This window comes from Halobacterium sp. KA-4 (assembly GCF_021028995.1).
Classification (GTDB): Archaea; Halobacteriota; Halobacteria; order Halobacteriales; family Halobacteriaceae; genus Halobacterium.
Genome location: NZ_JAJJZG010000002.1, coordinates 249,054 through 275,343 on the forward strand (window position 1 = coordinate 249,054; position 26,290 = coordinate 275,343).

The 26,290-nt window shown below is 66.3% G+C and carries 28 protein-coding genes; 12 read left to right on the forward strand and 16 right to left on the reverse strand.

The window, feature by feature from the left end; all coding sequences use genetic code 11:
- The first annotated feature begins 213 nt into the window (after positions 1 to 213).
- Positions 214 to 480 carry a hypothetical protein gene (locus tag LPA44_RS03595; protein ID WP_230888215.1) on the forward strand — a complete coding sequence of 89 codons (267 nt, stop codon included), beginning with the start codon at positions 214 to 216 and terminating at the stop codon, positions 478 to 480.
- A 212-nt stretch (positions 481 to 692) separates the two neighbouring features.
- Here LPA44_RS03595 and LPA44_RS03600 read toward each other — a convergent pair whose 3' ends face one another.
- Together LPA44_RS03600 and LPA44_RS03605 are read right to left on the reverse strand one after the other, a co-directional pair.
- Positions 693 to 1,226, reverse strand: coding sequence for a GNAT family N-acetyltransferase (locus LPA44_RS03600; protein WP_230888216.1), 534 nt, complete (start codon positions 1,224 to 1,226; stop codon positions 693 to 695).
- A gap of 48 nt (positions 1,227 to 1,274) precedes the next feature.
- The gene (locus LPA44_RS03605) at positions 1,275 to 2,519 is read right to left on the reverse strand and encodes an MFS transporter (protein WP_230888217.1); all 1,245 of its coding nucleotides are present in this window, start codon (positions 2,517 to 2,519) and stop codon (positions 1,275 to 1,277) included.
- Positions 2,520 to 2,839: 320 nt separating this feature from the next.
- On the opposite strand from LPA44_RS03605, the gene hemB reads away from it, so the two are divergent.
- From hemB to LPA44_RS03640, 7 genes are all read left to right on the forward strand, one after another.
- Complete coding sequence (hemB, locus tag LPA44_RS03610; protein ID WP_230888218.1) at positions 2,840 to 3,826, forward strand: porphobilinogen synthase; 987 nt, start codon at positions 2,840 to 2,842, stop codon at positions 3,824 to 3,826.
- Positions 3,827 to 4,481: 655 nt separating this feature from the next.
- Complete coding sequence (gene hemL, locus LPA44_RS03615) at positions 4,482 to 5,819, forward strand: glutamate-1-semialdehyde 2,1-aminomutase (RefSeq protein WP_230888219.1); 1,338 nt, start codon at positions 4,482 to 4,484, stop codon at positions 5,817 to 5,819.
- A gap of 31 nt (positions 5,820 to 5,850) precedes the next feature.
- A complete protein-coding gene (locus LPA44_RS03620) occupies positions 5,851 to 6,315 on the forward strand; it encodes a hypothetical protein (RefSeq protein WP_230888220.1) in 465 nt (154 codons plus the stop codon).
- Between the two features lie 32 nt (positions 6,316 to 6,347).
- Complete coding sequence (locus tag LPA44_RS03625) at positions 6,348 to 6,863, forward strand: hypothetical protein (protein WP_230888221.1); 516 nt, start codon at positions 6,348 to 6,350, stop codon at positions 6,861 to 6,863.
- 223 nt (positions 6,864 to 7,086) lie between these two features.
- Positions 7,087 to 8,283: a hydroxymethylbilane synthase gene (hemC, locus tag LPA44_RS03630; protein ID WP_230888222.1), complete on the forward strand. Its 1,197-nt coding sequence runs from the start codon at positions 7,087 to 7,089 to the stop codon at positions 8,281 to 8,283.
- Positions 8,280 to 9,011 (forward strand): uroporphyrinogen-III C-methyltransferase, encoded by a 732-nt coding sequence (gene cobA, locus LPA44_RS03635; RefSeq protein WP_230888223.1) that lies wholly within the window; start codon positions 8,280 to 8,282, stop codon positions 9,009 to 9,011. Before hemC ends, cobA begins: the two co-directional genes overlap by 4 nt.
- Positions 9,008 to 9,733 carry a uroporphyrinogen-III synthase gene (locus LPA44_RS03640; protein WP_230888224.1) on the forward strand — a complete coding sequence of 242 codons (726 nt, stop codon included), beginning with the start codon at positions 9,008 to 9,010 and terminating at the stop codon, positions 9,731 to 9,733. Before cobA ends, LPA44_RS03640 begins: the two co-directional genes overlap by 4 nt.
- Here LPA44_RS03640 and LPA44_RS03645 read toward each other — a convergent pair.
- Positions 9,730 to 10,074 carry a hypothetical protein gene (locus LPA44_RS03645; protein WP_230888225.1) on the reverse strand — a complete coding sequence of 115 codons (345 nt, stop codon included), beginning with the start codon at positions 10,072 to 10,074 and terminating at the stop codon, positions 9,730 to 9,732. The two genes, LPA44_RS03640 and LPA44_RS03645, sit on opposite strands and share 4 nt — an antisense overlap.
- Positions 10,075 to 10,175: 101 nt before the next feature.
- Between LPA44_RS03645 and LPA44_RS03650 the strand changes: the two genes are divergently transcribed.
- Positions 10,176 to 11,579, forward strand: a complete 1,404-nt coding sequence (locus LPA44_RS03650) for a single-stranded-DNA-specific exonuclease RecJ (protein ID WP_230888226.1) — start codon at positions 10,176 to 10,178, stop codon at positions 11,577 to 11,579.
- On the opposite strand, the gene LPA44_RS03655 is transcribed toward LPA44_RS03650, so the two are convergent.
- The 3 genes from LPA44_RS03655 to LPA44_RS03665 are packed head-to-tail and all read right to left on the reverse strand — an operon-like array spanning position 11,576 to position 14,390.
- Complete coding sequence (locus LPA44_RS03655) at positions 11,576 to 12,631, reverse strand: dipeptidase (protein WP_230888227.1); 1,056 nt, start codon at positions 12,629 to 12,631, stop codon at positions 11,576 to 11,578. The genes LPA44_RS03650 and LPA44_RS03655 overlap by 4 nt on opposite strands.
- Before the next feature lie 45 nt (positions 12,632 to 12,676).
- Entirely contained in the window at positions 12,677 to 13,885 is a 1,209-nt protein-coding gene (locus LPA44_RS03660; protein WP_230888228.1) for a cation:proton antiporter, read from the reverse strand.
- A gap of 4 nt (positions 13,886 to 13,889) precedes the next feature.
- Positions 13,890 to 14,390: a cation:proton antiporter regulatory subunit gene (locus LPA44_RS03665; RefSeq protein ID WP_230888229.1), complete on the reverse strand. Its 501-nt coding sequence runs from the start codon at positions 14,388 to 14,390 to the stop codon at positions 13,890 to 13,892.
- A 720-nt stretch (positions 14,391 to 15,110) separates the two neighbouring features.
- On the opposite strand from LPA44_RS03665, the gene LPA44_RS03670 reads away from it, so the two are divergent.
- Positions 15,111 to 15,434, forward strand: coding sequence for a DUF5783 family protein (locus LPA44_RS03670; protein WP_230888230.1), 324 nt, complete (start codon positions 15,111 to 15,113; stop codon positions 15,432 to 15,434).
- Between the two features lie 71 nt (positions 15,435 to 15,505).
- On the forward strand, positions 15,506 to 15,862 hold the full coding sequence (locus LPA44_RS03675) for a NifU family protein (RefSeq protein WP_230888231.1): 357 nt from the start codon (positions 15,506 to 15,508) through the stop codon (positions 15,860 to 15,862).
- A gap of 69 nt (positions 15,863 to 15,931) precedes the next feature.
- Here LPA44_RS03675 and LPA44_RS03680 read toward each other — a convergent pair whose 3' ends face one another.
- The 5 genes from LPA44_RS03680 to LPA44_RS03700 all read right to left on the reverse strand — a co-directional run bounded on the left by LPA44_RS03680 (position 15,932) and on the right by LPA44_RS03700 (position 20,804).
- Positions 15,932 to 16,225, reverse strand: coding sequence for a DUF7130 family rubredoxin-like protein (locus tag LPA44_RS03680; RefSeq protein ID WP_230888232.1), 294 nt, complete (start codon positions 16,223 to 16,225; stop codon positions 15,932 to 15,934).
- Positions 16,226 to 16,315: 90 nt separating this feature from the next.
- Entirely contained in the window at positions 16,316 to 16,549 is a 234-nt protein-coding gene (locus tag LPA44_RS03685) for a hypothetical protein (protein WP_230888233.1), read from the reverse strand.
- Positions 16,550 to 16,612: 63 nt separating this feature from the next.
- Positions 16,613 to 20,131, reverse strand: coding sequence for a DNA polymerase II large subunit (locus LPA44_RS03690; protein ID WP_230888234.1), 3,519 nt, complete (start codon positions 20,129 to 20,131; stop codon positions 16,613 to 16,615).
- Complete coding sequence (locus LPA44_RS03695) at positions 20,131 to 20,550, reverse strand: PPC domain-containing DNA-binding protein (protein ID WP_230888235.1); 420 nt, start codon at positions 20,548 to 20,550, stop codon at positions 20,131 to 20,133. Before LPA44_RS03695 ends, LPA44_RS03690 begins: the two co-directional genes overlap by 1 nt.
- Before the next feature lie 86 nt (positions 20,551 to 20,636).
- Entirely contained in the window at positions 20,637 to 20,804 is a 168-nt protein-coding gene (locus LPA44_RS03700) for a DUF7556 family protein (RefSeq protein ID WP_230888236.1), read from the reverse strand.
- Positions 20,805 to 20,977: 173 nt separating this feature from the next.
- Between LPA44_RS03700 and LPA44_RS03705 the strand changes: the two genes are divergently transcribed.
- Positions 20,978 to 21,529 carry a DUF7529 family protein gene (locus LPA44_RS03705; RefSeq protein WP_230888237.1) on the forward strand — a complete coding sequence of 184 codons (552 nt, stop codon included), beginning with the start codon at positions 20,978 to 20,980 and terminating at the stop codon, positions 21,527 to 21,529.
- Positions 21,530 to 21,636: 107 nt separating this feature from the next.
- On the opposite strand, the gene LPA44_RS03710 is transcribed toward LPA44_RS03705, so the two are convergent.
- The 5 genes from LPA44_RS03710 to LPA44_RS03730 are packed head-to-tail and all read right to left on the reverse strand — an operon-like array spanning position 21,637 to position 26,285.
- On the reverse strand, positions 21,637 to 21,825 hold the full coding sequence (locus tag LPA44_RS03710; protein ID WP_230888238.1) for a hypothetical protein: 189 nt from the start codon (positions 21,823 to 21,825) through the stop codon (positions 21,637 to 21,639).
- 58 nt (positions 21,826 to 21,883) lie between these two features.
- A complete protein-coding gene (locus LPA44_RS03715; protein ID WP_230888239.1) occupies positions 21,884 to 22,288 on the reverse strand; it encodes a DUF7555 family protein in 405 nt (134 codons plus the stop codon).
- A 14-nt stretch (positions 22,289 to 22,302) separates the two neighbouring features.
- Complete coding sequence (locus LPA44_RS03720; RefSeq protein ID WP_230888240.1) at positions 22,303 to 23,643, reverse strand: ABC transporter ATP-binding protein; 1,341 nt, start codon at positions 23,641 to 23,643, stop codon at positions 22,303 to 22,305.
- Positions 23,640 to 24,734, reverse strand: a complete 1,095-nt coding sequence (locus tag LPA44_RS03725; RefSeq protein ID WP_230888241.1) for an ABC transporter ATP-binding protein — start codon at positions 24,732 to 24,734, stop codon at positions 23,640 to 23,642. Before LPA44_RS03725 ends, LPA44_RS03720 begins: the two co-directional genes overlap by 4 nt.
- Entirely contained in the window at positions 24,735 to 26,285 is a 1,551-nt protein-coding gene (locus tag LPA44_RS03730; RefSeq protein ID WP_442903359.1) for an ABC transporter permease, read from the reverse strand.
- Positions 26,286 to 26,290: the final 5 nt, after the last annotated feature.

The following is a 26,290-nucleotide window of genomic DNA, read 5'->3' on the forward strand; positions in this document are numbered from 1 at the left end:
GTCCTGAGCAGCCCGACGTTCTGGCCAGCATATCGACATTCGAGTGCTGCAGCAACCGCTGTACTACGAATTTGAGTTCGCAAATGATCATCCGCCCTGATAGGACGGGACCTCCTCACACCAGTCCTGGATTAGCCATCCAAACTCAGTTGAGCCGTATCTTGCGTATGCCCCTTCGGCAATGACGCACTTCGGAGTCTCCTCATCGATCGTGTGGTCGACCACGCGTTCGACCCAGTCACCATCAGCAATCCGACCTCGGAGGGTGTATGGTCCCGGCTCATCTCCCCCCGTGCACTCCAGCACCGCACCAGGGATTCGACTCTCAGGTTTCCCCGCGAGTTCGTGACGCGATTCGTGAACGACGGTATCCTCACGTTCGATCTCGATTTCGAGGCGCTGTGGGTCTGGATGATAGTTTTCGACGGCTACCCATCCGAGCTGGGGATGAGAGGGGGAGCTTCCTCGGATCAGGTCTAAGCAACCGCTACTCAAGCCAACGGAACTTGTAGCGGCCAAAGCCAAGAAATCACGGCGACGTACACTGTTTGCTCTTTCCCCCATATATCGAGATAGTGCGTTTATGTAATATATTATTTGTGTACTGGAAATAATGTTGGGGAGTTCAGAGGCTGTACTTAGCGGCTGTTGCACTCAGAACGCTGCACAAAGAACCCACAGAGACAACTACCCTAGGCGTCCAGCCACTCCTCGTCGAGCAGGCCGTAGGAGTACGCGTCGACGTACTCGCCGTCGACGATGGCGTCGTCGCGGCGCCGCCCCTCGCGCTCGAACCCGAGTTTTTCGAGGGCCTTCCACGACGGCTCGTTCGGCACGAGGACGCGCGCGTCGACCTTGTGGAAGCCACACTCGCCGAACGCGTAGTCAAGGAACAGCTCTGTCCCCTCGGTGACGTAGCCGTTCCCCTGGTGTTCGGGCGCGACCCAGTACATGAGGTTGCCGCGCTCGCCGGGCGCACTCACCCAGCCGAACGCCACGACGCCCACCGGCTCGGGGTCGCCCTCTTCTCCCTCAGTGCAGATGAGGAAGTGGTAGTCCTCGTCTTCGAGCATCTCCGCGACGTCCTCGACGGTCTTGATGGTCGTGTCCGTCAGCGGCACGCGCACGTCGGGGTGGTTGCGGCCGTACTGGATGAACTCGTGGTCCTCCTCCTCGATTGGGTGGAGGGAGACGCTGTCGCCAATCTGGAAGGCTGGTCCGGGCATAGTCGACGGTGACGCCCGCGAGCGGTTATAGGTTCGCTGAAATTCAGTTCACCACTCCGTGAGCGCTTGCGCGCCGTGTGTGCGCACGAGCACCGCGAGGAACGTCGCGACGCCGGTGAGCGCGAACGCGCCGCCGACGTAGAACGCCCACTCCATCCCGAACTGCGACATGAGGTACCCGCCGAGTACGGGCGCGAGCACGCTGCCGGGACGCCAAACGAGTTCGCGCACGCCGAACGAGGACGCGATGCCCTCGCCGTCGATGCCCTCGTCGGCGAACAGCGCCATGCTCGCGGGTTCGCGGAACGAGTCCGCGATGCCGAGGAGGCCGTTGGCGGCGACGAGCGGCACGAACGCCGTCGACGCCGCACCCAGCAGGGGGAGCGAAGCCGGGAAGCCGAGCGCGGACCCGATGGCGGGCGTGAACGGGACCGCGAGCGCGACGAAGCCGTAGGCAGCGCCGCCCGCAGCGACGAATAGCGAGCGCCCGTAGGTGTCCGAGAGACGGCCCGTGAACGGCTGGAACAGCATGTTCGTGAACTTCTCGGCGCTGAGCACGACCGCGAGGACGGTGCCGCTGTACGCGAGGCCGCCCTGTGCGGCGGTGACACCCGCGAAGACGGCGACCCACGAGCGCACGAGCGTGACGGCGACGGCGTACTGCGCGCGGAAGCTCGTGAGCGTGAGGATGCGGCCGTTCAGCGCGAGGTTGCTGAACGGGAACCCCTCGATGCGGGTGTCGTCGGCGTCCAGCAGCACGAGGACCGCAACGAACGCGACGACGAACAGCACCGCGAGCACGTAGAAGACGGGTTCGAAGCCGTAGCGGTCGTAGAGCACGCCCGCGGCGGCGAGGCCGAGCAGCGACGCGGCCAGCCGCCACGAGTTCGCCTTCCCGATGTAGTTCGCGCGCGTCTCCGCGGTCGCGAGCTCGCCGACCAGCGAGAGGCTCAACAGCCCCATCCCGGTCGCGAGAATCCCTTGGCCGCCGCGGACTGCGACGAGTTGCCACGAGGTCTCGACGAGCGTGAACGCCAGCGAGACGACGACGCCGAACGCGAGCAGTCCGAGAAAGATGGCGCGCTTGTCGTAGCGGTCGCCCGCCCACGCCAGCGGCACAACGACGAGTGCCTGCGTCGCCGTGAACCCCGCGTAGAACAGCCCGAGCATGATGCCCGACGCGTCGAGCGCGTTGGCGTACTTCGGCAGGAGCACCGCGAGCGCGCTGAACCCGAAGCCGCCCGCGAACCGCGAGACGTACAGCGAGTAGAGTTGGAGTCGGTCCCGGTCCACAGTCGCGGGTAGATTGGGTGGGCAAAGACGGTTGTGAAACCGGACGGCGACGTGGGCCCTCGGCGATGTCACAGCCGACCGATTCGGCCAGTGAGACAACCGCTACCCTTGCGGATTGAAAGGGCGAGCGGCTCCCTGCGAAGGCGGACGAAGCAAGCACGTGAGCGACCAGCGGGAGCGAGCGCGCGCAGCGAGTCCCCCGAGCCGAGGGCCGCTCGCCCTTTCAGGTGTCAACGTCGTCTACGGCAGCGTTCCAAGCAACTACGATAACTGACGCCGGTTCCGCGAACCCTTTTGGCTCGCGGCTCCCAGACTCCTGCATGGACCTGACGGACCGACCGCGGCGGCTGCGGCGGGACGGCGTGCGCGGGCTGGTGTCGGAGACGAGCCTGGAGCCGACGGACTTCGTCGCGCCCGTATTCGTGGACGCGACGACCGACAAGCGGGTGCCCATCGAGTCGATGCCTGGCCACGAGCGCGTGCCAGTCGACGAGGCGGTGGCGCGCGTCGAGGAGATTCTCACGACGGGCGTGGAGGCCGTCATCGTGTTCGGCATCCCGGCGTCGAAAGACGAGCGCGGCACGCGGGCGTACGCCGACGACGGCGTCGTCCAGGAGGCCGTGCGTCGCATCACGAGTGAGACGGACGCGTACGTCATCACGGACGTCTGCCTCTGTGAGTACACGAGCCACGGCCACTGCGGGATTCTCGAGGAGCACGCCGACGAGGACCCCGACCTCACGGTGAAGAACGACGAGACGCTGGACTTGCTGGCGAAGACAGCGGTCTCGCACGCGAAGGCGGGCGCGGAGATGATTGCGCCGTCGTCGATGACCGACGGGATGGTCGCGGCCATCCGCGAGGCGCTGGACGCCGCGGGCTTCACGGACGTCCCCATCATGAGCTACGCGGCGAAGTACGAGTCGGCGTTCTACGGGCCGTTCCGGGACGCCGCGGACGGCGCGCCCGCGTTCGGCGACCGGCGGCACTACCAGATGGACCCCGCGAACCGCCGCGAGGCAACGCGGGAGGTCGCACTCGACGTCGAGCAGGGAGCGGACGTGTTGATGGTCAAGCCCGCGCTCCCGTACCTCGACATCGTCTCGGACGTGCGCGAGCAGTTCGACCGTCCGGTCGCGGCGTACAACGTCTCCGGCGAGTACGCGATGCTGCACGCCGCCGCGGAGAACGGCTGGATGGACGTCGAGGAGACCGCCCGGGAGTCCCTGCTGTCCATCAAGCGCGCGGGCGCGGACCTCATCATCACGTACTTTGCAGAGGACGTCGCCGAGTCGCTGTCGGAGTAGCGCACGGCTCGCGGTCCCGCTGCGCTCGACCGCGCGCCCGCTTCCCCGACCATTTCCGGCAATTATTGCGTAGACGTGTGTCCAGTCCCGCCAGTCGAACGCCCAGTTATCTGGACGGTTTACGACCTTATATGGACTAAATCCGATTGTAATTCGAGCGCTCGTCTACCCTATACGAACTAAACAACACATTCGTCAAGCAAACTTTTACATACCATCCAGTCCTGTCACTGTACTGTAGATGCGTGAAACGAACGCCCCGGTTTCGAATCTGGGAGTGGACGTGCGTACATCCATAACGCCTGTGTCAGCCACGCTCGGATTCGACGGTGGACCCACCCGAAACCCGGACTGTGTGCTCGCGCCCCGTGCAGGCGCGCTTTCGCGGGCGGACGTGCCCGAATTCGGGCCCCCGACCGGCGGCGTCGGGTCGCGCATCTCCACGGGGGTGATACAGTGACACGACCACGAAACCGTCTGTGACCACAGCGGACTGTGCTCACCGTGTGTTCGCCGGCCATCATCGTCGGACTGTGCTCACCGGCCGGCACTTTCGCGGTTGCGGCTGCGACTGATTCTGTGTGACCTCGCCTCGGTAGCGACGCCGACCGCCGAACCCATCAACTATTTTCGGGGACCCCTCCAACGCTCCCCCATGAACCGCGAGACGTCACGCGACCTCTACGATCGCTCGCTCGACGTGCTCGTCGGCGGCGTGAACTCCACGGTGCGGGCCGCCCCGCAACCGTACCCGACGTTCGTCCGGAAGGGCGACGGCGGCCACGTCGTCGACGCGGACGGCAACCGCTACGTCGACTGGGTGATGGGCCTGGGCCCGCTCCTGTTGGGCCACGACCTCCCCGAACCCGTCGAAGCCGCCGTCCAGCAGCGCACCAGCGAGGGACCGATGTACGGCCTCCCCACGGAGCTGGAGGTCGAGCACGCGGAGTTCGTCGCGCGCCACGTCCCGAGCGTCGAGATGATGCGGTACGTCAACACCGGCACCGAAGCCACGACCTCGGCGGTGCGGCTCGCGCGGGGCTACACCGGCCGCGACAAAATCGTCGTGATGCAGTCCGGCTACCACGGCGCCCAGGAGTCCACGCTCGTCGAGGGCGACAGCGAGGAGCGCGGCCCGTCCAGCGCGGGCATCCCCGCGGCGTTCGCCGAACACACGATTCCCGTCCCGTTCAACGACACCGACGCCGTTACCGAGGTGTTCGAGGAGCACGGCGACGACATCGCCGCCATCCTCGTGGAACCCATCCTCGCGAACAAGGGCATCGTTGAACCCATCGACGGCTACCACCAGACGTTGCGCGACCTCACCCGGGACAACGGCGCGCTGCTCGTCTGGGACGAGGTCATCACGGGGTTCCGCGTCGGCGGTCTCGGCTGCGCGCAGTCGAAGTACGGCATCACGCCCGACGTCACGACGTTCGGGAAAATCGTCGGCGGCGGCTTCCCCATCGGCGCCATCGGCGGCCGCACCGACATTATGGAGGAATTCACGCCCGTCGGCGACGTCTTCCAAGCGGGGACGTTCTCCGGGCACCCCGTGACGATGGCCGCGGGCCTCGAGACGCTGAAGTACGCCGCGGAGCACGACGTCTACGAGCATGTCAACGGTCTCGGCCGCAAGCTCCGCGAGGGCCTCACCGACATCGTCGCCGAGCAAGCGCCCGAGTACACCGTCGTCGGCACGGACAGCCTGTTCAAGGTGCTGTTCACGCGCCGCGGCGACGCCCAGTCCGGGCCGTGTGCGGACGGCTGCGAGCAGGACCCCGAGTGCGACCGCTTCGACGCCTGCCCGAAGAACGGCGCCGACGTCGGCCGCGGCGCGGTCGACCGCTGGAACCGCGTGTTCCGCCCGCAGGTCCTCGACGACGGCGTTCTACTCTCCCAGAACCAGTTCGAGTCCCAGTTCGTCGCCTACGGCCACACCGAGGAGGACGTCGAGCGCACGCTCGAAGCCTACCGGAACGCCCTCTAGGCTTTTCTTCTCCGGGCGCGAACACCCGGGTATGGCAGAGACGCCCTCCACGGAAACGGACGCGCGCAGCGACGCCAATCCGGAGTCGGGCTGGTGGTACTGGGTCGCGGCGGTTCCCGTCTACTACGTAATCGGGACTGTGCTCGGATTCGTCGTCGGACTCGCCGCGTTCGCGTTCGCGCTCACCGGCATGGGCACGATGGACCCCGGAACGATGGAACCGGGCATGGGGTTGCCGATGGGCGTCGGCTTCGGGTTCGCCGGCGTGTTCGTGCTCGTCTTCGTGCTGGCAGCGGTCGGCTTGCTGCTGTCGCTGGTGTTCCCGCTGGCCATCTACTACGACGCGACCGCCGTCGAGGACGCGCCCGGTCGCTGGAACCCCGACCCCGTGCTCTACGGCCTGCTCGGGCTCGCCGGCCTCGTCGCCCAACCCCTCCAGGTGCCGCTGGCGGTGTACTACCTCTACAAACGCCACGAGTCGGTGGGCGTCCCGTGAGGTACAAACGCCGTGACGCCTAACGGACGGGCATGAGTGAGGTCCGCGTGGACTCGCGGTGGTGGTACTGGGTCGCCGCAGTCCCGCTGGTCACCGCGTTCTGGGTGGTGTGTTCGGTGTGGATGTTCGTCGTCGTCCAGGTCGTCCCGGAGGCCGTCGTCGCGGACGCCGGCGAGGTGCTCTCGCTGCCCGCCGTTGCGCTCGGCATCCCCGCGCTCGTGGCGTTCCTCGCGCTACCGCTGGCGCTCTGGATGGACGGCCACGCGGTCGACGCCGCGGGCAGCGACTGGCCCGGCGACGACTTCTCCGCGCCCGGCATCGCCGTGCTCGCGGACGCCCTCGTCGTCGCCGGCAGCGTGTTGCTGTTCCAGGGCGCGACCCTCGCCGCGCTCGTCATCGTCGCCGGCGCCGGCCTCGGCACGTGGGTCTCAGTCCGCTACCTCCGCAACCGCCGCGACCACGTCGCCATGCCCGCCTCCTTCTGGGAGTGGCGCGACGAACTGCGCGCGGGCGACCGCAGGGAGCCCGCCGGCGGCGAACGCGAGTAGGTCACGTCGCGACGGTTCGGATCTGATTTTCTCGTCGTGCGTTACGTGATAGTCACGCGGCTCGCGGGTCGTTCCACTCGCGGCTCACTTCGTTCACCGCTCGTCGTTCTGTGCCCTCCCTGCGGTCGGGCACACGTTCCCCGCTTGCATTAACGTGGTCTCCCTGCGGTCGACCACGCAGACAAACGCAGGGGGTTTCAACCCAGCACGCCGAGATACGTACATGACCGACGCGATACGCCTCGCCACCCGCGGGTCGGACTTGGCGCTCCGACAAGCCAGCGAGGTCAAGACCGAACTCGAAGACCACCGCACCGACGTGGAACTCGTGGAAGTGGAGACCACCGGCGACCGCGTCGACGACGCACTCATCCAGGACCTCGGGAAGACGGGCGCGTTCGTGCGCTCGCTCGACCGGAAAGTCCTGGACGGCGACGTCGACGCGGCCGTCCACTCGATGAAGGACGTGCCGACCGACGTCCCCGAGGATCTCGTGGTGGCGGCGGTGCCACGTCGCGGGAACCCCGCGGACGCGCTCGTGACGCCGAACGGCACGAGTCTCGAGAACCTCCCGGCGGGCAGCGTGGTGGGGACCGCGAGCCTGCGCCGCGGCGCGCAGATTCAGGCCCACCGCCCCGGCCTCGAGGTCGAGCCGATTCGCGGGAACGTCGACACGCGCGTGGAGAAACTGCTCGCGCCCGCGCTCCAGGACGAGCACGAGCGCCGCACGGAAGCCGAGAAAGAACGCATGAGCGAGGACGCGCGCCAGCAGGAGCGCGGCGACTACGAGGCCAGCGAGACCATCGAGGAGGGCGTCGAGAATCTCGACAACGACAGCGAGAGCGATAGTGAGAGCGGCGGCGACAGCGGACCCGACAACCGGCAGAACGCGGAGTTCGACCAGCCCGTCGAGGAGTGGTTCGAATCGCTGACGCCGCTCCAGCAGTCCGCGCTCGGCCGCGAGGTCGAGACGGAGTTCGACGCGGTCGTGCTCGCGCAGGTCGGCCTCGAACGCACCGGCCTCACCCACCACGTCCACGACGAGGAACTCCCGACGCACACGCACGTGCCGGCGCCCGGTCAGGGCGCGCTCGCGATTACGGCGCGGAAGGACAGCGACGTCGCCGACGTGCTCCGGGACGCGCTCGACCACGTGCGCTCCCGGGTGGAGACGACGGCCGAGCGCATCGTCCTCGAGGAAGTCGGGGGCGGCTGCATCGCGCCAATCGGCGTCTACGCGCTCGTGCAGGGCGACGTCGTGCGGACGGACGTCCAAGTGTTCAGCCGGGACGGTACCGAGCAGGTCGGGGAGACGCGCGAACTCGACATCGAGAACTACGCGAGGGACGCCCGCGCGTTCGCCGCGGACCTCCGCGAGCGCGGCGCGACCGACCTCATCGAGGAGGCCCAACGAGAATGACTGGCACCGTCTACCTCGTCGGCAGCGGCCCGGGCGACCCGGAGCTGTTGACGGTGAAGGCCGCGCGGCTGCTCGAGGACGCGGACGTGGTGCTCCACGACAAACTCCCCGGTCCGGCGATTCTCTCCGAGATTCCCGAGGCGAAGCGCGAGGACGTCGGCAAGCGCGCGGGCGGGGAGCGCACGCCCCAGTCCGCCATCAACGAGCGCATGGTCGAACTCGCGCGCGAGGGGGAGGACGTCGTCCGACTGAAGGGCGGCGACCCGTTCGTGTTCGGGCGCGGCGGCGAGGAGATGGTGTACCTCGCCGACCACGACGTACCCTTCGAAATTGTCCCCGGCATCTCGTCGGCGGTCGCCGCGCCCGCCGCGGCGGACATTCCGGTGACCCACCGCGACCACGCCTCGTCTGTCTCGTTCGTCACGGGCCACGAGGACCCGACGAAAGAGGAGTCCGCGGTGGACTGGCAGGCGCTCGCTGACACCGGTGGAACCATCGTCGTGCTGATGGGCGTCGGCAAGCTCCCCGACTACACGCAGGCGCTCCGGGAGGCGGGGATGGACCCCGAGACGCCCGTCGCGCTCGTCGAGAAGGGGACCCGGCCCGGGCAGAAGGTCGCGACGGGCACCCTCGACACCATCGTCGAAGCGCGCGACGAGGCCGGCATCGAGCCGCCCGCCGTCACCGTCATCGGCGGCGTCGCGGGGGTGCGGGAGGAACTCCGATGACGAAGCCGACGGTCGCGGTGTTCCGGCCCGCGGACGACCGCCTCGACGACGCGACCGCACTCCTCGAATCCCTCGACGCGGAGCCGGTCCCGGACCCGATGCTCGCCGTCGAGCCGACCGGCGAAATCCCGAGAGACGGCGCGGACTACGTGCTGCTGACGAGCAAGACCGGCGTCGAGCTCGCCGCCGAAGCGGGCTGGACGCCCGGCGACGCGACGCTCTGCGCCATCGGCGAGTCGACCGCCGACGCCTGCCGCGAGGCGGGCTGGACGGTCGACCTCGTGCCCGAGGAGTACACGAGCAGCGGGCTCGTCGCCGCGCTCAAGAGCGAGGTCGACGGCGCGCGCGTGGAGGTCGCGCGCTCGGACCACGGCTCCGCGGTGCTCACGGACGGCCTGAACGCCGCCGGCGCGTACGTCCACGAGACGATTCTCTACGAACTCGTGGTGCCCGCTGAGGCCGGCGACTCCGTGGAGCTGGCTGCCGGCGGCGACCTCGACGCCGCGCTGTTCTCGTCGTCGCTGACCGTCGACCACTGGCTCGACGAGGCCGAACAGCGGGGCATTAGAGAGGCCGCGCTCGCCGGCCTGAACGACGCCGTCGTCGGCTGCATCGGCCCGCCGACCCGCGAGACCGCCGAATCGCTGGGTGTCGACGTGAACGTCGTCCCCGACGACGCGGACTTCGAGCAGTTGGCGCGCGCGGTCCGCGACGAACTCTAGTCGGAGCGCGCTTCGATGAGCGCGCCGACGTATAGGAGGCCGACGCAGACACCGAGTAGCTCGGCGTACAGCACGGTCGCGGTCGCGCCCTCGGCGACGAGCTCGATCGGCGCGAACGCGGCCGCCGTGAGGCCGAGGCTCGCCGCGACGAGCCAGCGGTCGCGGCCGTCCAGTCCTCGGTAGGTCAACGACCGCACGGCCGGATAACCGGCGTACATCCATGCGACGACACCCCAGACGAGCCCGGGGAGGGCCGCGAGTTCGAGCGCAACGGTCGTCTGCGCGAGCGCCGTCCCGACAATGGCGACGACCGTGCCGGTGACCCACGGGAACGAGCGCATGGAAACCGTGTCGCCCGAGTCGGGCTTCAACGTTATGCCAGCGCGGACGAACCACCCGCCGAGCCAGTAGTTTATACGCGAAGCTGAACTACCTGGTCGTGATGGACGCTCCGGTCCCGGAACTCCAAGCGCGGGCGGCGGCGTGCGCGGACGCACTCGAAGCCGCCGACTCGGTATTGCTCGCGTCGCACATCGACGCCGACGGCCTGACGAGCGCGGGCATCGCCGCGAGCGCGCTCGAACGCGCCGACATCCCCCACGACATCGTCTTCTCGAAACAGCTCGACGACGAGGAAATCGCGGGTATCGCCGCCCACGACCACGACACCGTGCTGTTCACGGACTTCGGGAGCGGACAACTGGACGCGATAACCGAACACGAGCGGACGGGCGACTTCACCCCAATAATCGCGGACCACCACCAGCCAGCCGACGCGGACACGCAGTTCCACCTGAACCCCCTCCTGGAGGGGGTGGACGGCGGGAAGGAACTCTCCGGAGCGGGCGCGGCGTACGTGCTCGCGCGCGCCCTGCTCGGCGAGGACGCGACCGACCTCGCGGCGCTCGCGATCGTCGGCGCGGTCGGCGACCGCCAGACCGTCGACGGCGAGCTCGTCGGCGCGAACACCCAGATTGCCGCAGAGGGCGTCGAGGCTGGCGTGCTCGACACCGCGAAGGACCTCGCGCTGTACGGCACGCAGACCCGCCCGCTCCCGAAACTGCTGGAGTACGCCAGCGAGGTGTACGTCCCCGGCATCACGAACGACGAGAACGGCGCGGTGCGCTTCCTCGACGGCCTCGACTTGGAACTGCACGACGGCGGCGACTGGCGGACGTGGGCCGACCTGAGCCACGACGAGCGCCAGACGGTCGTGAGCGCGCTGCTCAAGCGCGCGGTCCGCCACGGCGTCTCCAGCGAGGACGTGACGAAGCTCGTCGGGCAGACGTACACGCTCACGGCCGAGGAGCCAGGGACCGAACTCCGAGACGCCAGCGAGTTCTCCACGCTGCTGAACGCGACGGCGCGCTACGAGCGCGCGGACGTCGGACTCGCGGTCTGTCTCGGCGAGCGCGGCGAACCCCTAGAGGCCGCCCGAACGCTGCTGCGCGAGCACCGCCGGAACCTTTCGGAGGGCCTCCAGTGGGTGAAACGCGAGGGCGTCACGATCGAGGACGACCTCCAGTGGTTCCACGCGGAGGACCGCATCCGGGAGACCATCGTCGGCATCGTCGCGGGGATGGCGCTCGGCAGCGACGCCACCGAGAGCGACCGCCCGATTATCGGGTTCGGCTACAAGAACGACGAGGAGACGAAGGTCTCGGCGAGGGGGACGTCGCAACTCGTCGACCGAGGCCTCGACCTCTCCGCAGTGATGAGCGAGGCCTCACAGGCGGTCGGCGGCGACGGCGGCGGTCACACGGTCGCCGCGGGCGCGACTGTCCCCCGCGGCCGCGAGCAGGAGTTCCTCGACGAAGTCGGCGACGTGCTCGCCGACCAACTCTAGTCCCAGGTCGCCTCACAGACGCGCAGCCAGTTCTCGTGCGCGAGCTTCCGGAGTGCTGAGTTCTCGTAGCCAGCGTCGCGGAGCGCCGCGAGCACGTCGCGGGTCCCGGCGGCGTCGCCAATCGAGTCGGGGATCGTGGCGCCGTCGAAGTCCGAGCCGAGCGCGACGTGCTCGACGCCCATCCGGTCGACGAGGTGGTCGACGTGGTCGACGACCACGTCGAGGCTCGTGTCCGCATCGTTGGCACCGTCCGGCCGGAGCGCGCTCGCCGCGAACGTCAACCCGACGACGCCGTCCGTGTCGTCGACGGCGTCGAGTTGCTCGTCAGTGAGGTTCCGCGAGGACGGACAGACCGCGTTCGCGGCGGCGTGAGAGACGACCAGCGGGGCCGTGGACGCGTCGTGGACGTCCCAGAACCCCTGTTCGGTGAGGTGTGCGCAGTCCACGAGCACGCCGTCGTCGTTGCAGCGCTCGACCAGCCGGCGGCCGCGCTCCGTGAGGCCGCCGCCGACGCCGGGCGAACTCGGGAACTGGAAGGGGACGCCGTCCGCGAACGCGGTGGGGCGACTCCACGCCAGTCCGAGCGACCGCAGGCCGCGCTCGTAGTAGTCCGCGAAGTTCGAACGGTCCGGGTGAATCGGCTCCGCGCCCTCGAAGTGGACGACGACGCCAAAGTCGTTCCCTTCGATGCACGCCCGCAGGTCCGCGGCGGTCTCGACGCGCCGAACGCCAGGCCTCGCGACGAGGTCGTCCAGCACGGCGAGCATCTCGTCGGCCGCGTTTGCGGCGAACGACGGCGCGAGCGGCGGTGGCGACCGAATGCGGTAGCCGTCGTCGGTCTCCACGCGGTTGCCGTCCGCGTCGGGCGCGAACTGCTCTTCGGAGGGGACGAACACCGCGAAGATGCCGGCAGCGAGCCCGCCGTCGCGCGCCCGCGGCAGGTCGAGGTGGCCGGCGTCGCGGCCGTCCACGAGGTCGTCGACGGTCGCTTCGCCACGCCGGACCGCGAGCGCGGCGTCGTTGTGGCCGTCGACGACGGCAGGTGAGTCCATCTGGTCGCATCGACAGACGGCGACGCGTAAAGCGATTGCGCCGCGCTACAGCGACTGCCGCTCGCCGACCCACGCGTCGAAGGCGTCCGACAGCGCCGCTCCGTACTGGACGGCCAGCGACCCGACGAAGCTCATCGCGATGACGTATCCGACCGCGAACGCCGGGACGAGCGTGCGAATCGTCGGGTTCGCGCTCGTCGCCGCGAGCGTCGCGATGATGAGCGAGAACTCGCCGCGCGCCACCAGCCCGAGCCCGACGCGAGCCGACCGACGCTCGTTCAGGCCGTAGACGCGGCCGCTGGCGTATCCGCTGGCGAGCTTTCCGGCAGTCGTCGCGACAACCGCGACCGCCACGAGCAGCCACACGTCCGCGACGACGAGAAGGTCGGTCCCGAGCCCCACCGAGAAGAAGAACAGGGCCGCGAAGAGGTCGCGGTGCGGTACGAGGAGGTTCTCGATACGGCCGACGAGGTCGGTGCCGCTGAACGCGGTACCGACGAAGAACGCCGCGACTGCCTCGCTCGCGCCGACCGCGAGCGCCACGCCGCCGACGAGGACGGCGACGCCGACCACGCGCAACACGAACAGCTCGTCCGTGTCGGCCCCGAACACGACCTCGACGTACTGTGTCCCAAAGTGCGCGGCCCCCGCCAGCGCGGCGAGGAACACGAACGACTGGACGACAGTCACGAGCGCGCCACCGACGTCGCCGCCGCCACCGACGACTGCCGCGACGACGGCGAGGTAGACGGCGATGACGAGGTCCTCGACGACGAGCGTGCCGAGAATCACCTCGCTCTCGGGGTTCGCGAGCCAGCCCGCGTCCGTGAGTGACTTCGTGACGATAGCCGACGAAGAGATGTAGACGACGCCCGCCACGAGCAGCGTCCCGACCGGCCCGAATCCGAACGCCAGCGCGACGCCGACGCCGATTGCGGCGTTCACCACGAGGTCGATGCCGCCGACCACTGAGAGCCGCCGGCGGTTCCGCACGAGCGTCCCGATGTCGAACTCCAGACCGAGGAAGAACAACAGCAGGATGATGCCGACTTCGGCGACGGTACCGATGACGGCGCTATCCGAGACTAACTGGAGGGAGATGCCCGCGACGCTCGTCGGCGCGTACGGGCCGACGAGGATACCGGCCGCGATATAGGCGGGGATGACCGGCTGGCCGAAGCGCCGTGCGACGGCGCCCAAGACGGCGATGACGGTGAGCGCGATGCCGAATTCGAGGAGGAGTGACCCTGCCATCGAGTCAGTCCGAATCCTCCACGCTGCCCGTTTCGAGGAGGGATTCGAGCGCGTTCTGTTCGCTGCGCGACCCGATTGCGACGAGGATGTCGCCGGCCTGGAGCGTGGTGTCGGCGCCCGGGCTCCCGATGGTCTCGTCGCCGCGCTGGATGGCGGCGATGGTCACGCCGGTCTGCTTGCCGAGGTGGACGCTCCCCATCGTCTCGCCGGCGACCGGCGACTTCTCGGGGATTTCGACCCACTCCATGAGCGCGCCACCGAGCGGGACGTCGATGTCATCCAGGTCCAGCGGCTGGAAGTCCGTCCCCTCCAGCGACGTGGCGAGCTGGCGGGACTGCTCGGCGGTGAGGTCGAAGAGCTTCTCGGCGTCCGCGTCCGGGTCCGCGCGTCGGAACAGTTCGCGCTTGCCGTCGTGGTGGATGATGACGACCGCCCGTTCGCCGTCGCCGGTTTCGACCTCGTACCGCTTCCCGACGCCGGGAACGTCCGCCTCGTAGATGACCATGCGTGGAGTGGCACGCGACGCACGCATAAATCTCCGGTAGCCGGCCCCGTCAGTCCAGTAGCCGCGAAACATCCAGGATTGTGTATCGTGGTATAGTATTTATATCCGGGTGGCGAGGGATATAGAACAGGTCCAGCGGCAGTTACCACCGTGAGAGGGCCGATTCAAGCACGGCAAGGACGAACCCCCGGAGGAGCGCGTGAGAGAGGTGGGGGTCGAACAAACGAAGCTCACGAGCCAGAGCGTGCTGGTTCGACTACGGCGTCACCGAGTGAGTGCGGATGAACCAGGTGAGCGCTATCGACAACGGGGAGAAAATGTGGACACCACGTGCAAACCGAACGGTCGCTGTGAGCCGTCGTAAACTGGACGGAAGCGACTGCGGCACGCTCGTCAGCTACGACCCCAACTCGAATTCCTGCCCAGCTGCGAACGACAATCTGACAACTCCGATAGCACCGACAACTGACTTCCCAGTGGCGCCGGGCTGGATTCGGCTTACTCGCCGCGGAACCCCAAGGGCGCGCTCGCGTGCGCGAACGCGCGTCGGGATTCCATCGCGTCGAGAGGTCCCAGCGGCGCTCTCCGTGCACCCGGTGAGGGAGACAAGTCCGATATAAATCTCATTCTACGATATAGAATTGGGTGTGGCACGCGAACCAGCCAACCGGTTCGCGGCTACCGACGGGCACTTCAATCCGACACGGCAAACAACAGGTAATGAGCGACCTGACGCCCGAGGAGTTCGAGGAACAGAAGTACGTCGACTACTTCCCGAAGCTCCAGACCGCGTACAAGAGCGCCTTCGAGACGATGAACGAAGCGTTCGACTCGGACATCGTCCACGGCATCGACCAGACGATTCTCGCCGAGAGCGAGCCCCACTACGAGGGCGACGGCGAGTTCACCGTCGAACTCCCCGACGACCCCCTCGACAAGCTCGACGGCGTCGTCGCGACCGACGAGAAGACCCAGCACGTCCTCGACCGCTACCTCGAGGAGCTTCGGGCGGAACTGCGCGCGCAGTTCGACGTAGAGGCATAACTGCGGGCGGACCTCCGGAGCGAACATCTTGCACCACAGGAGATAAGCCACGTCAGCACCAACGGGTTCTTATGAGCACCGAGAGTCAGAGCGGCGACGACCTGGAGGAGCGCGTCAACAACTTCCTCCGCCGGAACTTCCCACAGATTCAGATGCACGGCGGCACGGCCGCCATCCAGAACATCGACCGCGAGGAGGGCGTTGTCGACCTCCAGCTCGGCGGCGCGTGTTCGGGCTGTGGCATCTCCCCGATGACGATTCAGGCCATCAAGTCCCGGATGACCAAGGAGATTCCCGAAGTCGACGCCGTCAACGCCGACACCGGCATGGGCGGCGGTCACGACAGCGGCATGAGCCCGTCGTTCCCCGGCGAGGACGCCGACGGCGAGGACGTCGAGGAAGACGAAGGCCCGCAGGCCCCGTTCTAACTCCGGACTTCTCCACGTTTTTCGCGCCGCTGAGCGACTGCTTTCTCGTGAACCGACCGCAGGAAGCGGTTAGTCTTCAGTCCAATAGTAAATGGCTTCCTTCTCGACGCCGCAGTTCGGGCACTCCTCGGGGAACGACTCCTGGAGGTCGCCGAGTTCGCCGCACTCCGAGCACCGCCACATGAGCTCGGCTTCGCCGAACTCGTGGCCGGCACGCTCGTGCTCGATGGAGAGCGCTTCGACGCCCTCGCGAGTCGTCACGTAGAAGCCGTCCTCGTCGAAGCCGCGAATCGTCCCGAGTTTCTCGCCGTCGTCGTCGTAGACGGCCGTCCCGAGGCCGACACTAGGAGTTTCCTCACTCATACGTAGTCGTTCAGCACGGGTCGTGATAAAATCAATTGCCGGTGTCCGTAGTGGGGTCGCGGTGCCGCGCCGTCACGCACCACGGCGGCGCTACGACAGCTCCGTGAGCAGTTCCGTGAACAGGCCGCCCGGCGAGTCGATTTCTTCGACGCGCTGTTCGACGGTGTCGCCTTTCACGCCCGTGACGTTCGACATCGGCACGACGGTGTCGCGTTCGTCCTCGCGCACGGCCCACGCGACGTTGCCGATGATGCGTACTTCCTCGCAGTCGAGGCGGTACTCGTCGCCTGCAATCGGCACGTCCAGGAACACGGTCGCGGTCATGGTCCAGCGGTGCTTCGTAGCGAACCACCAAGACCGCCGTGGCCGAACCGACGGTTCAGCGAGTCACATGAAGTCCGCGATACCTGACTGCTTGTTCTTGTCGTTCTCGAAAATCGACTCGAGACTCGCCTCCAGAACTTCTAGGCGCTGTTTCGTGTACTCGCGGCAGTCGTACTCCTCGGCGACCGTAATCGCGGTGTCCATGTACTTGTTCACGGAGCCCTCGTGGACGGTCAGATTCACGCGCCCGCCGCACTCCCGGCAGTCGCCTGTCAGCGGCATCCGACGGTACTTCTCCCCGCAGTCCAGACACCGCGTCTCCTGGCGGCTGAACGCGCGCAGGTTCCCGATGAGGTCTGGGAGGAAGTGGTACTCGATGACGCGCTCGGCGACGTCCGTCTCGTCGACCGCGCGGAGTTTGCGCGCCAATTCGAGCTGGGCGTCCATCTTGTCCATCATCGACCCGAGTGTCTTGTACGCCGACAGGCTCGGCCCGAGGTGGATGTCCGACGTGTCGTGCGTGTGCTCGAAGCCCGCGTACTCGGTGTCAGTGCCGAGGGTCTCCTCGGCGATTTCCACGAGGTCCTCGACCTCGCCGGGGTCGGCCATCTCGCGGGTCGCCTCGTAGAACTCCCGCGGGTACTGGCTGACGACGTCCATGTTGTGCGCCTCGTCGTCGATTTCGCTCGGGTCGATGCGCGAGGACATCACCAGCGGCGCGTCCATCCGGCCGCCGCGCTGGTCCGGCAGGAACGACTTAGAGAAGTTGATAAGTCCGTCCATCAGGAGCATCACGCAATCTTCGTCACCGTCGCAGTTGCGTCTTTTTGCGGCGTGAAAGTACGGATGCGCGTAGCCAACCGAAGCTGACGTAAAGCCGATAACTCTGCCGACGACGGCGGCGGAGGTGTGTGGCGCCATCCCGAAGACGAGCTCGCCGACGAGGTCGTCGCGCTCCTCCAATTCGTAGAAGGCGTCGAGGCCGTAGTACTGGGTGAGGAGGTCGTCGACGAAGTCCGCGGTCTGGAGCATGTGCTCCGCAGCCCCATCGGAGAGCACGACGTCCTGTACGCGGAGTTCGACCAGTTGGTCGTCGTGCTCGAGGGGGTCGCCGTGGATGTCCTCCTCGTAGCCGAGTTCGCGGAAGTGTTCGACGGTGACGTCGAGTTCGCTGGGTTTGACCGACGTGACGGGGAGGTCGGTCATGTCGTAGCGGACGGTGCCGTCCTTGAACGCGGAGACGTCGTGTTTCGCGCGGAGGACGCCCTTCTCCATGGGTTCGGGGACTTTCTCCGCGGACATCAGCCCCTGGACGCCCTTGAGCTGGTCGAAGGCGTTCTCGCGCTCGCCGACCGCTTGGAGCGCGTTACGGTACTCTGCGCCGACGTCGACGGTCTGCACTTCGACGTTGTCGAGTTCGCGCTCGCAGCGCGGGCACTCGACGCGGCCGGACTCGTCGGGGTCGGCGCTAATGTTGCAGTCCGGGCACTCGTAGTGGGGGTCAGTCCACTCGCCGCAGTCCTCGCAACGCGGCTCGAACGTGTGGTCCCCACAAGACGGGCATTCGCGGACGCCCAGTTGCACGTCGAGTTCGCCGGGGGTGTCGCTCATGTCGGGGGCATGCCGGGCGGCCTGGCTGACGTCGCGCTGGCTGCCGCCGGCTTCGCCGATGGGGAAGAGGGTGTGGACCGCGGGGGAGAGGTCGCGGGATTCGGACTTCTCCGGGCGACCCATGCGGTTCCCGATGCGCGTGGGCGCGCGCTCGCGGACCTCGAACGGGGCGACTTCGTTGACGGCGGCGAGCGCGTTCGGCCACTCGCGGGCGTCCGCGGAGAGGCTCTCCCACTCCCGGGTCAGGTCTTCGGTAACTCCGAGCGAGCGCGCGAACGGTAGCCAGTCCGGAATCCGAATCTCGTCGTCGTCCTGGGTGTGCTCGACGAGCAGCGCTTCCAGCGGCTCGCGGACCGCGTCCTCGTTGGGCACGACGAGGTCGCCCTCTGCCGTGTGAGCGTCCGCGACGGCGTCGGCGAGCACCTCGAAGTCTTCGACCTCGACGTCGTGCCAGAGGTGCGTGTACGTCGGGTGCAGGGGCGCGTCGTACTCGGTCGCCCACTCCAGCGCTTGGTCGGCGTCGGGCGCTTCGAGGTCGACGTACGGCGAGTCTTTCAGCGCCTGGACGTCCGCGCCGGCGGCCTCGAAGTCCTGAATCCACCACTCGGGGGCGTAGGAGGCGGGCGCGAGGTCGTGGTTGTTCTCGACGAACTCGCCGTAGTTCACGAGGTACTCGCCGACGTCCAGAATTTCGACGACGCCGTTGCGCACTTCGAGAGCTTCCTCGGGGTCGTCGATGCGGCGGACGTCGCCGTTCGCGAGTTTGACCGTGGGCCCCTCGATGGAGTCGACGGGGACGATGCCCGCCGCCTTCCCGGGGCGCTCGGTCTTGATCTGGGTGCCGGTCGCGAGGAAGTCGTCGACGAGGTGCATCGTCGCGGGGTGGATGCCCGCCGTCGCGAACCCGTGGTTGCGCGAGCGGCCGTAGCGCAGGCGGAAGCCGCCCTCGTTGGAGGGGTGCCCGAAGACCGGGCGGCCCGCGATGAGGTCGCGGAGGAACTTGTTCGACGAGTCGACGCGCGGCGGGCCGTCGGGCTCCTCGTTGGCGTCGCCGGCGTCGGGCTCGTTCGCTTCGCTTGCGGCTTCGCCGCTCGCGTCTTCCGAGGCCTCCTCCTGGTCGGCCTCGCTCTCTCCGATGGTACCGTCGATGAGGTCCTGGAGCCACGGCCACTCGACCTCGTCCAGATTTCGGGTGTAGCGCTGAATCTTGGGCGCCTTCAGCGCGATACCCTCCGCGAGCACGAGGCACATCCCGCCGCGCGCGGCGTTCGTCGCGATGCGTTCGAGGTCGCGGAACCCGTCGACCTCCTCGTCGCCGGTCGCCTCCCCGTCCAGCATGACGGGGCAGTGCTCGGTGATGAACTTCGTCTCCTTGTCCTTCGGCGAGTACTGGAGGCCGGTCTCGGAATCGTAGAGGTCGACCTCCTCGGCGTAGCGCTCGATTTCGTCGTCCCGGGGCTTGAAGCGGTCGATGTCGAGGAGCGCGCGGGCGTAGTCCGCGACCAGCACGGACAGCGCCTGCGCGGTCCCGCCCGCGGAGCGGATGGGGCCGGCGTAGTAGACGGCGACGTACTCGGTGCCGTCGTCGTTGGCGTTGACCTCGACGCGGTCGATGCCCTCGATGGGCGCCGCGACCACGCCCTCCGTGAGGAGCGCGACCGCGGTGCGGACCGCGCCCTCGACTTTGCCGGCTTTGGTGTCGTAGTCGCCGACCCGCCCCTCGACGAAGTCCTCGACGAGTTCGAGCGCGGCCTCCTCGCGGGACATCTCGCCTTCGAGGTCGCGCACCCGTTCGGCGACGCCGTCGATGCCGAGGATGTTCTCGACGCGGTCGGCCATGTCCTTGGCGACCGGAATCTCGACCTCGGGCTTGGGGTCCTCGCCGCGGCGCTTCGCGCGCTCGGCGACGTCGAAGGCCTCGTCAAGGCCGGCTTCCAGGGACGCGAAGTAGTCCTCGTCCTCGGGCCGCATTACAGCCAGAGGTCGAGGTCGGTGGCGTCGTCGTGCTCGCGGACCAGCTCGGTGTCGAGCTCGCGGACGTACAGTTCACCAGCGAACACAGTCGCACGGTCGAGGTGGCCGGCCAGCGCCTGTCCGGACCGCCGCGAGAGGGTCACGTGCGTATGCGCGAACGGTTCACCGTCTAGCTCGGAGAGGTTCCCGACGCAGGCCGCGACCTCCAGTGGCTCCTCGAAGCGCGCGGCTTGGTACTCGAAGTCGTCCTGGTCATAGTACCAGAGTTCGGCGTCCTGGACCGCGCCCATGCCGACGAACCACGCGGCGTCGATGCCCTCGTCGGCCGCCAGCGACTCGATTTCCTCGCGCCAGTCGACGCCATGGTCGAGTCGCGCGACGAACTCGCGGCCGCCGGAGACTTCGCGAACGTTCATGGATGCACCCAACGGGCGCGCCAGCAAAAGTCCTACCGTCTAGGTGCCGCGGCAGTACGAAAAGTCGGAACGCCGTCGCAGTCGGCCTATCGCCAGGCCGAGAGTGCGGTCGCGTGGTCGGCTGTTACCGACATCCACGCCTCGTCGCAGGAGATGTCCGCGATGACGAGTCGGGACTCGGGGCCCTCGTCGTCGAGGGAGGCCATCACGTCGGTGCCGGACGGGTTCGCCGGCTGCGCGGCGTCAGTCGCCATGACGTATGATACAACGTGACAACCCATACTTAAACGCATCGAACTGACACCTCGCAGTCCACAGCTGTGAGTTAAGCAAACGAAGCATATCGACACACGTTTCGCTCAATCGGTGAGACGGCGCGCGAGGAGCTGTGACAAGGCCTTTGAGCCTGGCAGCACACATCATTCATATGGTCAATCAGACGCCGGGCGGCGGGACGCCGACGGACGCCGAGCGGCTCTCCCAGACGAGCGACGAAGCGAAAAGCGGGTGGGAGCGCGCGGTTCAGGATATGCGAGCGATGGCAGCCGACCGCGAGGAGAAAGAGTTCTCGACAGTGACGATCGCCGCCGGTGACACCTCCCCCGTTGCGCCGGAGATGGGTGACACGGACGAGTTCGGGTTGTCATACATCATCCCGGGAAACACCGTCGAAGAGTTTGAGGAGGCGTATCTGGGTAACGACTTCACCGAAACCGGCGTCTATCAAACGTCAAGTGCTGGCCACGTCTACATCGTCACGGAGTGTATCGATGTAAATGCCGAGGAGATCGTGTTCATCGCGGGCGTCTACCAGAAGCGCCATGCGGCACCCCTCGTGCGAGCGGCAACCGAACGTGGGACGATGTTTACGCGCGTCAAAACACTCGATCACACGGAAGTCGGTGTCTTCGAGCACGACGACGTCGCCGCCTTCTTCCCGAATCCCGACGAGTTCTACGCCTACGAAGTCGATCGGTAACAGCCATCTCCTCCTTGGGGGACGTTCTCCTCGCACGACCAGTCGTTTCGAATCCAGCTACTGCTATCGCCGAAGAACGCCTGCAGCAACGGCAAGCAAAACGAGGGCTACCAGTTCGAGAGCAGGTAGAAACCGCCGATGCCGAGCAGGACGTAGAGGACGACCGCGAGGATATTGTCTGCGCGAATGGACTGATAGATGCTCCCGAGGGCGGCGTAGATGATGAAGAGGCTGACGAGTTTCCGAAGCACCCATTTCAGCCTGGGTAGCCGAGCGGATTCGGTCGTCGTGGACATACCTGAATCCTTGGGAGAGAAGCGCTTAAAGCCACGTGGATTTGAGCGCGAATGACTGCTACGCGGCGCTGGCTGTGACACCAAGCCCGAGTTCAAGGAATAATGAGACGCCTAACACAATTAGGCTAGTCACGAGAAGCTTCCAGCTTCGACTGATTCGGTCGGCAAACCGCAACGGATGGTCGTTGAGTGGTGGGAGCCGTTGAATCCAGGTTTCGAAGCCCGACGGTGACTTACTCTCCGGGGAGAAGCGTTTCTCCTTGTGGGGTGCAGCTGGGGCTGGCCGGATTCCGATCGCGCCGATGCCGAAGAGGAGGAAGCCAACGACGAACAGGAGATACTTGACCGTGACGAGCGAGTTACCGGCAGCGAAGCCAAGAACACCGGCCACGATGAGGACCACGACTGAAGCGGCGAGGACCCAGTACACGAACTCGATCAGCCGCAGGACGCGCCGATTCATGGCGACACGACGGATTAGTGGCCGTCAGTACGGCGCTCGAGTGTGGTATCGACGTCCGCGTATTCGTCGCTGTGGCGATGACAGTAGCTCAGGCGGCCGGACTCACTGACGGGATGCATCTCCGGTCGCTGGGTGTCGCAGACACCGCCGAATTCGGCTTTGAGGTGATTGCGGGCGCGGCCGGGGTAGCCGTCCTTGACGTGCTCGATTGCGGTCTGGATTGGCTTCTCGACGTCCGGCGGGATTTCGACATCGTCGAAGAGCTCGGTTGCGGCGGCCTCGATGTCGTCGAATTTCGAGAAGACGCCGAGTTGGCGCTTCATGCGGTCCCGGACCCCGACGTCGAGCCGTGTGCGTTCGCGGACGACTTCACGGAACTGCTCGATTGCGTCCCACGTGTCGTCGTTGAGGTCTGCGAACTGCTCGGGGCGGATTTTCGCGGGGCAGCGAGTACTGAACTGGCAGCCCTCCGGTGGGTCGCGAGGACTTGGCGGGGTGCCCGGCAGCGTGATTCGTGTTCGCTCGCTGGTCGGGTCCGGACGTGGGATTGCTGAGAGCAGCGATTTCGTATACGGATTTTGGGCGTCCGTGTACAGTTCTTCGGTCTCCCCAATCTCCATGATTTTTCCGAGATACATCACCGCAACGCGGTCACAGATGTGGCGCACCACGGAGAGGTCGTGCGCGATGAACAGGTACGTCAGGCCGAACTCCTCCTGAAGATCCTCAAGGAGGTTCAGAATCTTCGCCTGTACAGATGCGTCGAGCGCGCTCACCGGCTCGTCAAGCACGAGGAAGTCAGGTTCGAGGGCGAGTGCGCGCGCGATGCCGATGCGTTGGCGCTGGCCGCCGGAGAACTGGTGAGGGTACCGGAAGTAGTGGTCTTCCTGCAAGCCGACGGCGGACAGCAGCGAGCGGACTTTCTCGCGACGCTCGGCTGGTGACTTCCAGTCGTGGGCGTCGAGTGGCTCCCGCACGAGCTCGCCGACAGTCATCCGGTCGTTGAGACTGGACTCGGGATCCTGGAAGACGATCTGTGCATTCTTCCGCCACTGCTTGAGCTCGTCACCACTGAGCTTCGTGATGTCCTGACCGGAGAACGAAACACGGCCCTCTGTGGCGGTTTCCAGCTGGATTAATGTCCGGCCAAGTGTCGTCTTGCCGGAGCCGGACTCGCCGACGAGCCCGAGCGTCTCCCCTTCCTCGATATTGAACGTAACGCCGTCGACAGCCTTCACGGGCGGCCCACTGAACCGGCCAGCTTCCCCGTAGTATTTTTTCAGCCCCTCGACTTCGACGAGCGTCTCATTCGGCTGGTCGGTCGCGGAACTCGGCGATGTGGACGGCTTACTCATGCGTGATCACCCTCAGGAACGTCTTCGGCTTCACGGCCGCGTTCACGGTGGTATTCGACAGCCTCCTCGGTGGACCGGTCCTCCGGATACAACAGGCAGGCCGCGGAGTGTTCGCCGTCCTCAGAGATGGGGACGTGGACCGGATGAACCTGCTCGCAATCTTCGAACGCTTTCGGGCAGCGGGGTGCGAACCGACAGTACGTCGCCTGCTCGTTCGGCGTCGGGACGTCACCCTCAATCGTGTTCAGGCGTTCCTTCTCCGCGTTCGTCCCCGGGATGGCGTCGAGCAGCCCCTCCGTATACGGATGCTTCGGATTCTCGAAGAGCTCGGTAACTGGGGCTTTCTCGACGAACTCACCCGCGTACATGACGTTAACGCGGTCACTGATCTCCGCGATTACGCCCATGTCGTGGGTGATGAACAGGATAGCGAGGTCCCGTTCTTCCTGGAGGTCCTGTAACAGTTCGATGATCTGTGCTTGAATGGTGACGTCGAGCGCGGTGGTTGGTTCGTCACAGATGAGGAGGTCGGGATCGCAGGCGAGCATCATCGCGATCACGGCACGCTGGCGCATTCCGCCGGAGAACTCGTGGGGATACTCCTTCAGGCGGCGAGCGGGGTCGGGAATTGCGACGTCCTCAAGCAGCTCGATTGCTTTGTCGGTGGCTTCTTGGCCGCTAATCCCGCGATTGATTCGGAGGGCTTCCTTGATTTGGTTGCCGACCGTGTAGACGGGGTTGAGAGATTTGAGGGGGTCTTGGAACACCATCCCGATGCCGCTGCCGCGGATCTGTTGGTATTCCGCGTCAGTGTACTCGGTGAGTTCCTCGCCGTTGAATTTGATCGACGATTTAGGAAGGATTTCACCGGGAGAGTCAACCAAGCCCATAATCGACCGGGCGGTGACGCTTTTCCCGGAGCCGGATTCGCCGACGATGCCGAGGGTTTCGCCTTTGCTGATGTCGAAGCTGATACCGTCGACGGCCCGAATGAGTTCGCGGTCAGTGCGGAAGACCGTTTGAAGATTTCGAACCGACAGGACGGGTTCGGTGCTGCTGTCAGGGTTGGCGTCGTTGAGTGTCGAGTTCATTTAGGCACCACCTCCAGCGGCGGCAGCTTCCTCTTCGGAGTCACCCTCGCTCTCGGGATCGATGGCGTCACGGATGCCGTCACCGAGCGCGTTCGCGCCCGTGACGAGAATGACGATCATCACCCCGGGGATAAGCGAGATATGCCAAGATTGGGTCGAAACGTACGGCTGTCCCAGAGAGATTACACGTCCCCAGGCGGGTGTCGGTGGCGTAATCCCGAGGCCGTTCCCGAGGAACGAGAGGGAGGCCATCCCGATGATGATTCCCCCGACAGACATGGAGGCGTAGATCAGGAGATAGCCGAGGACGTAAGGGAGCATGTGTTTTCGCATCGTCGTCGTCGGGCGTTGGCCGAAGCTCTTGGCGGCGTCAACCCATTCCTCTTCGGCGACTTGAAGGGCGGGACCGCGAAGCGACCGCCAGAGGAACGGCCAGGTGGTTAGCCCGAAGATGAGCGCAAGGAGTAAGCCGCCGTTGAGGACGGACGACAGCCAGTGGTTCTGGAAGACGACGCTAACGAGAATCAATAACAGGAGTTGCGGGATCGATACCACACCGTCGGCGAGGGTGAGAATCGAGAGGTCGACAACGCCGGTGTAGTAGGAGGCGACAAGCGCGAGCAGCGCCGCGATCAGGCTAGCGAGCCCGATGGCGATGCCAGCCACCATGAGCGTGATCTGGGCGCCGCCCATCATATAGGTGAAGAGATCGCGGCCGTTTGTGAGCGTCCCGAACGGGTGGAACCGGTCGTACTGGTCGTACGACATCACCCCGACGTTCTGGTCGCCAGCACCCTTCGATTTCGAGTTGAAGTTCGCCTGTCCGACGGTGACCGTCTCGACTTGGCCGGACTCCTCCGAGAAGTACTGGATTTCGTGGGAGTACGAGGAAGTGATGTTCTGGTCGACAGTCGACGGTGCCATCGTCGACCCGAACAGGGACATCGTCAAGAACAGCACCAGGACGATGATTCCGAACTTGCCCCAGCTGTGGTTCTGGAGGCGAGCCACCATGTCGTCACGGGGCGTCCAATCTGCTTTCCGGTAGTGCGTGCGGAAGAGCTGCCAGCCCTTGTACAGCCAGTAGAAGGCGAACAGCGAGTACAGCAACACTAAGCTCAGGCGAAGTGCCCAGGCGGCAGCGGGGGAGAGCCCCAAGAAGGTACCGTTCCAGGTGCCGCTTTGGGTTTGATAGCCTTGGTTCGGAATGACGTCTCGGCTGAGCAGCGTCGGGAGGCTTTCGGCCGCATGTCGAACTCCCTCGATGAAGGTGCTGGCTGCGAGTTGGACGTCGACAATCGATTGGGCGAGCCCGGGGGCGAAGATGCCAACGACAACGTCGAGGAGCGCGGTCGCACCCATAACGATGGCGTCGAGGATGGTGAGAAGACCGCCAGCGAAGGCACCGAACTCGAGGAGCAGGAGGACCGTGGCGACGGCAGCCCAGCGAGCTGCAGGCGTTGGGTTCGTCATTACTCGCGACCAGAGACCGTCCGACTCGCGGTCAGCGAGGTCGTCTGCGTTCTCCATGGAAGTAGCGTTTGCACACATTGAAG